We start from the raw sequence: 8772 nt of genomic DNA on the forward strand, positions 1-8772 counted from the left end.
ACGAGTCCGGCGTCCCGGCCGGAACCACCGCGGCCGCGCTGACCCGGCTGGGCGTCGAACTGCCCGGCGACCGGCACCCCCGCGACCTGTCCGAGGGCCAGCAGCTGGCCCTGGTGCTGGCGATCCAGCTGGCCGGCCGGCCGAAGGTGCTGCTGCTCGACGAACCCACTCGCGGGCTGGACTACACCATGAAGGCCCAGCTCGCCCGGATCGTCGGCAGGCTCGCCGCCGGCGGCACCTGCGTGGTGATCAGCACCCATGATGTGGAGTTCGCCGCCGCCGCCACCGGCCGGGCGATCATCATGGCCGACGCCGACATCGTCGCGGACGGCCCGACCCGCGCCGTGCTCACCTCGTCACCGGCGTTCAGCCCGCAGATGGCGAAGGTCTTCCACCCCTCTGCGGTGCTCACCCCGGACGAGGTCGTCCCGGTGCCGGTGGCCAGCCTCGGAGGCCTGGCATGACCGCCACCGCCGTGCACCGGCACCGCCCCGCCACGCTGGTCGGCCGGGCCACCCCCGCGCTGCCGATCGGGGGCTGGTCGAAGGTGATGCTGGTGACAGCCGCGCTGATGGGGGTGCTCGCGTTCGCCTGGCCGCTGTTCCTGCGTCCCGGCGCGTTGCTCGGCGCCGACACGCTGGCGCCGCTGATCCTGGCGGCGCTGCTGCCGCTGGTGCTCGGGGTGGTCGTCGTCCAGTTGTCGCAGCACGAACTGGACGTCAAGGGTCTCGCACTGCTCGGCATCCTGACCGCAATGGGAGCGGTGACCCGTCCACTGGGCGCCGGCACCGCCGGCTTCGAAACGGTCTTCTTCCTGGTCATCATCGGCGGCCGGGTCTTCGGTCCAGGTTTCGGCTTCGTGCTCGGCAACACCACCCTGTTCGCCTCCGCGCTGATCGTCGGCGGAGTCGGACCGTGGCTGCCGCACCAGATGCTGGCGACCGGGTTCACCGGGCTGGTGGCTGGGCTGCTGCCCAGGTTGGGCGGACGCGCCGAGATCGCGCTGCTCGCTGGCTACGGTGCCATCACCGGATTCGTCTTCGGCACCCTGATGGACTTCTCGTTCTGGCCATTCGCGGTCGGCATCGGCGGGCAGGGCTTCGACCCGGCCGTCGGTCCGGCGGACAACCTGCGGCGCTTCCTGGCCTACGAACTGGTCACCGGCATGGGCTGGAATGCCGGCCGGGCCATCACCAACGTGGCGCTGGTCACCATCCTGGGAGCCCCTGTCATCCGCGTGCTGAGGCGCGCGGCCCGCCGGGCCCGCTTCGAGTAGCCTGCCAGCAGATGCCGAACCTGCCCGCCCCCTACCCCAGCTCCAGCTCCAACCGCCAGGTCTCCCACGAGCTGGCGGTGCTGGCCGCGCTGGGTTCGGTGGTCGGTGTGGAGATCGGGGCCGCGCTGGGCAAGGGGCTGTTCGCTCAGGTGCCGCCCACCACCGCCGCCTGGCTGCGCTTCACCTTCGCCGCGGTGGTGCTGCTCAGCATGCGCGGCGTCGGCGCCGGGCTGCAGCGGCTACGCGGCCGGCCCGTCCCACCGCGGCCGGGTCTGACCAGGACAGCGGTCTTGTCCGCCCTGCCCTACTGCCTGGCGCTGGCCGGCATGAACTGGTCGTTCTACCTGGCCATCGAGACCATCCCGCTGGGCATCGCGGTCACCATCGAGTACCTGGGTCCGCTGGCCGTGGCGATCATCGGCTCCCGGGGACGACTCGACCTGCTGTGGGCCGGGTTGGCTGGTGTGGGGGTGGCGCTGCTGGGTCTGCGTCCGGTGGCGCTCGACCCGCGCGGCGTCGGCTTCATCCTGGTCGCCGCCACCTGCTGGGCCGGCTACATCACCCTCGGGGTGCGGGCCCGCCGGCACTGGGCCGGCGCCGATCTGGTCACCATGGCCTGCCTGTTCGGCTCGGTCACGCTTGCCGGCCCAGCGGTGGCGTTCGGCGGTGCGAACCTGTGGACCTCGGGGGTGCTGGCCATGGGCCTGGCCGTCGGGGTGTTCAGCTCGGTGCTGCCGTACACCCTGGACATGGTGGCCTTCGGCCGGATCTCGCCGGCGCTGTTCAGCATCCTGCAGTCGCTGGCGCCCGCGGTGGCCGCTGTGGCTGGCTGGCTGCTGCTCAGCGAGGTGCTCGGCGTCACCGACTGGCTGGCCCTGTTGTGCGTGGTGACGGCGTCTGCCGGTGCCACCCTCAGCTCTGCCGCCCGCGTCCAGGCTGCCGGGCGCACCCGTCAAGGTAGGATGTCACGCCGTGTCCGAAATCAGCCGAGCCCAGAAGACCGCCCTGGCGACCCTGCTGCCGGCCAGCCCGATCATCGGTGAACTCGGCCAACTGTTCGCAGCCGCCGGTCACCAGCTCTACCTGGTGGGCGGTTCGGTGCGCGATGCGCTGCTCGGCCAGCTCGGCAACGACCTCGACTTCACCACCTCGGCCCGGCCGGCCGAGACCCAACGGCTGCTGCGCCGGTTCACCCCCACCGTCTGGGACATCGGCAGTGACTACGGCACCATCAGCGCCCAGGCCGAACGCGACGGCCGCGACTGGCTGATCGAGGTCACCACCTTCCGTGCCGACACCTACCGCGCTGACTCCCGCAAGCCAGCGGTGGTCTTCGGCGACACCGTCGCCGAAGATTTGGTCCGCCGCGACTTCACAGTCAACGCGATGGCCCTGGACGTCAGCGGCGGCAGCCCCGACAGCTGGCGGTTCGTCGACCCTTACGGCGGGCTGGCCGACCTGGCTGACCGGCGGCTGCGCACCCCGTCCCCACCCGAGGTCAGCTTCGGCGACGACCCGCTGCGGATGATGCGGGCCGCCCGGTTCGCGTCCCAACTCGACTTCGACATCGCGCCCGAGACGGTGGCGGCGATGAAGCAGATGGCCGACCGGATCCGGATCATCAGCGCCGAGCGGGTGCGCGACGAGCTGAGCAAGCTGCTGCTCACCGACGCCCCCCGACCCGGCCTCGACCTGCTGGTCGGCTCCGGAATCGCCGACATCGTGCTGCCCGAGCTGCCGGCGATGCAACTTGAACGCGACGAACACATGCGCCACAAGGACGTCTACGAGCACTCGCTGACCGTGCTGGAGCAGGCCATCGAGCTGGAGAAGTCCCGCGACTACATCGACGGCCGACCCAACCCCGACCACAAGCCCGACCTGGTCGTCCGGTTGGCGGCCCTGCTGCACGACATCGGCAAGCCGGCCACCCGGGCGGTGGAGGGCGGCAAGGTCACCTTCCACCACCACGACATCGTCGGGGCGAAGATGGCGCGCAAGCGGCTGACCGCGCTGCGCTACCCCAAGGACGTCGTCAAGGCGGTCGCCGACCTGATCGCGCTGCACCTGCGGTTCCACGGCTACGCCGAGGGCTCCTCGGGTGGGGCGTCGTCGGGCTGGACCGACGCCGCGGTTCGTCGCTACGTCCGGGACGCCGGTGACCAGCTGGAACGGCTGCACATCCTGACCCGCAGCGACTGCACGACCCGTAATGTCCGAAAGGCCGAGCGGCTGCGACGGGCCTACGATGAGCTGGAGTACCGGATCGATGAGCTGGCCGCGGCCGAGGAGCTGGGCGCGATGCGTCCCGACCTGGACGGCAACCAGATCATGCAACTGCTTGGTCTCAAGCCCGGTCCCGAGGTGGGCCGCGCCTACCAGTTCCTGCTGGAACGCCGGATGACCGATGGTCCACTGGGCGCCGAGCGAGCACGCGCCGAACTGCTGGACTGGTGGGCCGACCAGCAGGCTGGCGGACGCGGCGACGACGCAGCCTCGGATGAGGAGCGAGATGACTGAGCATGGCAGCAACCCGGACGAACCGATCCGGGTGCCGGGCACCGACCGGCTGTTCCGGCGCGGCCTGATCCTGGTGCCGCTGCTCACCAACCTGGCCATGGTCATGATGGCGATCAGCTCGATCAACGTCGCGCTGCCCAGCATCGAGCTGGACGTCGGCGCCAGCGAGAGCGACCTGCAGTGGCTGCTGTCGGGGTACGCGCTGGCGTTCGGCATCGTCCTGGTGGCCTGCGGCCGGATCGGCGACGTGTTCGGACGCAGCACCAGCTTCGTGGTGGGGGTGGGGCTGTACACCCTGGGATCGCTGGGTTGTGCGTTCGCACACGAACCGGTCCTGCTGAACGCCATGCGGCTGGTGCAGGGCATCGGTGCCGGGGTGTCGTCACCGCAGGTCAACGGCATGATCCTGCAGTACTTCTCGGGACGCCGACGCGCCCGGGCGTTCGCCCTGTTCGGGCTGGTGGTCTCGGCGTCGGTCGCCATCGCGCCGTCGCTGACCGGGCTGCTGATCGACTGGCTGGGTGCCGGCGCGGGCTGGCGGGCCTCGTTCCTGTGGAACGTGCCGATCGGCCTGTTGACGATCGCGTTCGCGTTCCGCTGGCTGCCGTTCGGGGCCGAACGCACCCGGCGGGAGGCCCGCCGGCGCGGCGAGCCGGTGCGCACCTACATCGACCTCGACCCGGTCGGAATGGTCGGGTTGTCGCTGGTGGTGCTGTGCATCATGCTGCCGTTCATGATCAAGCAGGCGGCGGGTTTCCTGCTGCTGCCGGTGGGTGCCGGGCTGCTGGTGGCCTGGGTCTTCTGGGAGCGCAGCTACCGGGAGGCCGGCCGCGAACCGATGGTCGACCTGAACCTGTTCGGCTACCGCTCGTTCACCAACGGCATCCTGGTCTCCGGCACCCAGTTCCTGGGCGGCACCTCGGTGTTCGCGGTGCTGGCGCTGTTCCTGCAGAGCGGGCTCGGCGCGCCGGCGCTGCTCGTCGGCCTGATCGGGCTGCCCAACGCGCTGGCTTCGGCGTACTCGTCGGTGTGGGCCGGTGAGCGCGTGCTCGACCGCGGCCGGCGCAACATCGTGGTCGCCTTTGTCGTCTACATCTTCGGGATGGTCGCCGCCATCGTGATGGCGCCGTTCCTGGACGACGTCGGCTCGCAGATCCACTACGGCTGGCTGGCGGTCCCGCTGGTGCTGACCGGCTGGGGCATCGGCGTCATCAACTCGTCCAACCAGACCCTCAGTCAGCAGCACATCCCGCCGGCCGTCGGCGGCACCGCGGGCGCGGTCAAGCAGGTCTCCGAACGCATCGGAACCGCGATCGGCAACGCGATGATCACCGCCGTGCTGTTCTCGCTGGCGTCCACCAGCTGGGTGGTCGGCTTCACCGCCGCCTACGGGGTGATCGTGCTCATCCTGCTGATCGCACTGGGGTTCGCCATCATGGACCTGCGGATGCTCGGCGATGGCGGCAGCCGCCCGGTTCCGTCGGTCTGACGGGGCCCGCGTCGAGACACCTAGGATGGCCCGGTGACCACCCAGCGACGCACCGGCGGCCTGACCGGCCTGCTGCTGGGGCTGCTCCTGGTGCTGGGGATGGTTCCGGCACTTGCGCTGGTCACCGCGCCCACCAGCCTCGCCGACCAGGACGACGAGCTGGCCATCACCGTGACGTCGATCAGCCCAACCGTGCTGCGGGCCGACGGCAACCTGATCATCACCGGCGTCCTCACCAACCAGTCCGACCAGCCGTTGCGGGGGGTCTCGGTGCACCTGTGGCGCGACGCCACCCCGATCGTGTCGTTGCCGCAACTGGACGCCGCCCTCGAACGCGAGGTACTCGGCGGCGCGGTGCTGGAGTCACCCCCCGCCCAGCAGGTCATCAACGACGGCGACCCGCTGCAGCCGGGCGAGACCGCCGAGTTCTCGGTGAGCGCCGCACTCGGGTCGGACGCCGAGGAGCAGACCTGGCTCAGCCAACCCGACTCGGCCTACCTGGTGGGGGTGGAGGTTCGCGGCTGGTCGGGTGCCGGCAGCTACGGCGTGCTCGGCCATGCCACCGCACCCCTGCCCTACCCGGGAACCGAGACCGTCCCGATCGCCACCGTCGTGGTGCTCAACGCCCGTCCCAGCCTGCTGCCGCTGGCCGGCGGTGAGGACGGGCCGGCGGTCTTCGGCGACGACTCGCTGGCCGGTGCACTCGTCGGCCGGCTGGAGACGCTGCTGCGGCTGGCCCGGCAGGACGAGGTGCTGACCGTCATCGACCCGGCGCTGTACGACGAGGTCGCGGCGATGGCCGACGGCTACCAGGTGTTGCAGCCCGACGGCAGCCTGGTGGATGGCAGCGCGCGCAACTCCGAACTGGCCGCCGACTGGCTCACCCGGCTGGACGCAGTGGCCCGGCAGGACCGGCTGGCCCGCAGCGTCTACGGGTCGGTCGACGTATCGGCGGTGGCGGCGGCCGGGCGGCCCGACATCCTGCAGCGGGCCGGCGAGGCGTTGCCGGCGGATCACCCGCTCGCCGGGCTGCCGCTGGTGGTGGCACCGGCCGACTACCAGGTCGACGTGGATGCCCTCGACCTGCTCGGCGGGGCCGAGCCGTGGCTGGTGCTGGCCGGGAACCTGGCCGGATCGCAACTGTTGCAGGAGGCCGACAACGGCGTCCGCCTGCTGCAGGTGGCCGGCACCGGACAGCGGGACGACTGGGGCGCGACGCAACAGCGGGGCGTCCTGCTCAGCTCGCAACTGGTGGCGGCCCAGCAGGGCCTGGTGCTGACCACCGTGGTCGACTCCCAGGTACAGGCCGAGACCGAGCTGTCCGAGCCCGGCTGGCGGACCCGGCAGTCGGTGGCCTCGGTGATCGAGGGCAGTGGCGAAGCGGCTGGGCTGTGGCTGTCCGAGGTGCCGACGGTCGAGGTCCCGGCGGAGCTGCTGGCGGCGTCCGACACCGCCGCCGCCGTGCTGGCCACCTGGGGTGACCTGGTGACTGATCCGGACGCCGAGGAGCCGGCGGCCGGGGACCCTGATGCCGCCCCAACCTCCGAGGCGCCGACCGGCGACGTGATCGCCGTCGCCTGGTCGACCCGCTTCGACCGCGACGCCGCCGCCCAGGTCGACTGGCTGGCCCGCAGCACCGCGCCGGCGTCCCGGCTGCTCGGGGCGGAGGCGTTGCAGCTCCGGATCAGCGACTGGGTGACCACCTCCGAGGACGACAACCTGATGCCGGTGACCGTCATCAACAACACCGCCCAGCGGGTGTGGGTGCGCGTCCTGTTCGACTCGCAGAACCCGCTGCGGATCTCGGTCGACGACAGCGAGCTGTTCGCCGTCGAGCCCGGCGACTCGTCCACGGTGCGGGTGCAGCCGCACACCTACGGCAACGGGCGGGTCGCGGTGTCGGCGCAGTTGGTGACCGCGGGCGGCCACCCCGTCGGGGAACGGACCGCATTCATCGTCAACGGCACCACAGCGGGACAGCTGTCCTGGGTGCTCATCCTCGCCTCCGGTGTGGTGCTGCTGGTGGGCACCGCACTGCGGGTCAGGACGGTCAGGCAGGACCGACGGGAGCAGCGCAGCCCGTGAGCGGTTGCCGCAAACCGGCAGCCGGACGTTACTGAACCCACCCCCGTTGGGGCAGACTAAGGACCAGCCGAAGTCGATTGGAGGGGCTGATGGAGAACGACCAGTATGCCTCCGACCCAATCGAGCGTCTGGACCTGTCGACGGTCACCGCCGGCCTGGTCCTGTCGGGACGATACCGGTTGGAGGCCCTGCTGGCCTTCAGCCGCAACGTGATGACCTGGCGTGCCGTCGACCAGGTGCTGTCCCGCCCCGTGCTCATCCACCTGCTCGAGGCCGACGACGAACGACTGGGCTGGGTGCTGCAGGCGGCCCGTCGCGCGGCGACCGTGGCCGATCCACGTTTCCTTCGGGTGCTGGACGCCCAGGAGGCCTCCGGTCAGGAACAGTGGTCGGTGGTGGTCTGCGAGTTCCCGGTCGGTGACTCGCTGAAGACGCTGCTGGCTGCCGGCCCGCTGACCGGGCAGCAGGCGGCATTCATCATGCACGAGGTGGCCGCCGCGCTGGCACCCCAGCACGCCCGCGGCATGTTCCACCTGCGGTTGACCCCGGACGCGGTCGTGGTCACCCCCAACGGCAACGTGAAGATCGCCGGCTTCCTGATCGACGCAGCGCTGCGTCCCGAACCCGGCGACGACCAACTGAGCTGGGCTCAGCAGGAGGCCATCGACGCCACCGCACTCGGTCACCTGCTCTACGCCGCCACGACCGCCCACTGGCCGGTGCCGCCCAACCGTCCGCAGCGCCAGGTCTGGGGCCTGCCGCCCGCCCCGCTGGCCGACGAGTCGGGAGCTGCCGGGACGGCCAACGAGCAGGTCTGGCCGACCCCGCACGAACTCAACCGGCAGATCGATCCCGAGATCTCGTCCATCGCCGTGGCCGCCATGCGTCCCGGACTGGGTCTGGTCGGCCCGAGCCTGCACACCGCCAAGGACATCGCGGAGTCGCTGGCCGCCGTCGCCCCGCCAACCGGCGCCGAGGAGTCGCTGGAGGCCCTGGTCAGGGAGAACCGCGGCATGGCCGCCACCCCCGCCACCCCGGCGGTGCTGCGTTCCCTTGCCGGCTGGGACGACCACCCAACGGTCATGCTCGACGCCACCCCGGCCACCCAGACCGCACCGGACCATCCCGCGGTGTCGTCCGGTGCGACGGCGGTACCGCCCACCCAGACCGCACCCGACCACCCGGCGGTTCCCGAGGGCCCGCTCACCGAGGGCTGGGACCCGGTTGCCGGTTTCGAGGCGACCCCGGTTCGTCCACTCGTCGCCGGCACCCGCGCGGGCGCTTCGCCCGCCAAGCCATCGAGCCCCACTGCCGTACCGGCGACCACTGCCGGGTTCGGCGCCACACCCACCACCCATCCCGCTGGTGGCGCGACCACCCAGTCCAGCGCAGCCGCCCAGAC

7 protein-coding genes are annotated in these 8772 nt (G+C 71.4%); all 7 read left to right on the forward strand.

Annotation, left to right across the window (positions count from 1 at the left end; all coding sequences use genetic code 11):
• Positions 1 to 464: AAA family ATPase (locus WBL05_RS07155; RefSeq protein WP_424224777.1), on the forward strand; the 464-nt coding region annotated here is incomplete at its 5' end.
• A 35-nt stretch (positions 465 to 499) separates the two neighbouring features.
• Positions 500 to 1276: an ECF transporter S component gene (locus WBL05_RS07160; RefSeq protein ID WP_424224787.1), complete on the forward strand. Its 777-nt coding sequence runs from the start codon at positions 500 to 502 to the stop codon at positions 1274 to 1276.
• Between the two features lie 11 nt (positions 1277 to 1287).
• On the forward strand, positions 1288 to 2319 hold the full coding sequence (locus tag WBL05_RS07165; RefSeq protein WP_424224779.1) for an EamA family transporter: 1032 nt from the start codon (positions 1288 to 1290) through the stop codon (positions 2317 to 2319).
• The gene (locus WBL05_RS07170; protein WP_424224780.1) at positions 2249 to 3796 is read left to right on the forward strand and encodes a CCA tRNA nucleotidyltransferase; all 1548 of its coding nucleotides are present in this window, start codon (positions 2249 to 2251) and stop codon (positions 3794 to 3796) included. Before WBL05_RS07165 ends, WBL05_RS07170 begins: the two co-directional genes overlap by 71 nt.
• The gene (locus tag WBL05_RS07175) at positions 3789 to 5285 is read left to right on the forward strand and encodes an MFS transporter (protein WP_424224782.1); all 1497 of its coding nucleotides are present in this window, start codon (positions 3789 to 3791) and stop codon (positions 5283 to 5285) included. The genes WBL05_RS07170 and WBL05_RS07175 overlap by 8 nt, the downstream gene beginning before the upstream one ends.
• A 33-nt stretch (positions 5286 to 5318) precedes the next feature.
• The gene (locus WBL05_RS07180; protein ID WP_424224784.1) at positions 5319 to 7370 is read left to right on the forward strand and encodes a hypothetical protein; all 2052 of its coding nucleotides are present in this window, start codon (positions 5319 to 5321) and stop codon (positions 7368 to 7370) included.
• 89 nt (positions 7371 to 7459) lie between these two features.
• On the forward strand, positions 7460 to 8772 hold a 1313-nt coding region (locus tag WBL05_RS07185; protein WP_424224786.1), incomplete at its 3' end, for a hypothetical protein.

Origin of the sequence: Brooklawnia sp. (genome assembly GCF_049651565.1) — a bacterium.
Classification (GTDB): domain Bacteria; phylum Actinomycetota; class Actinomycetes; order Propionibacteriales; family Propionibacteriaceae; genus Brooklawnia.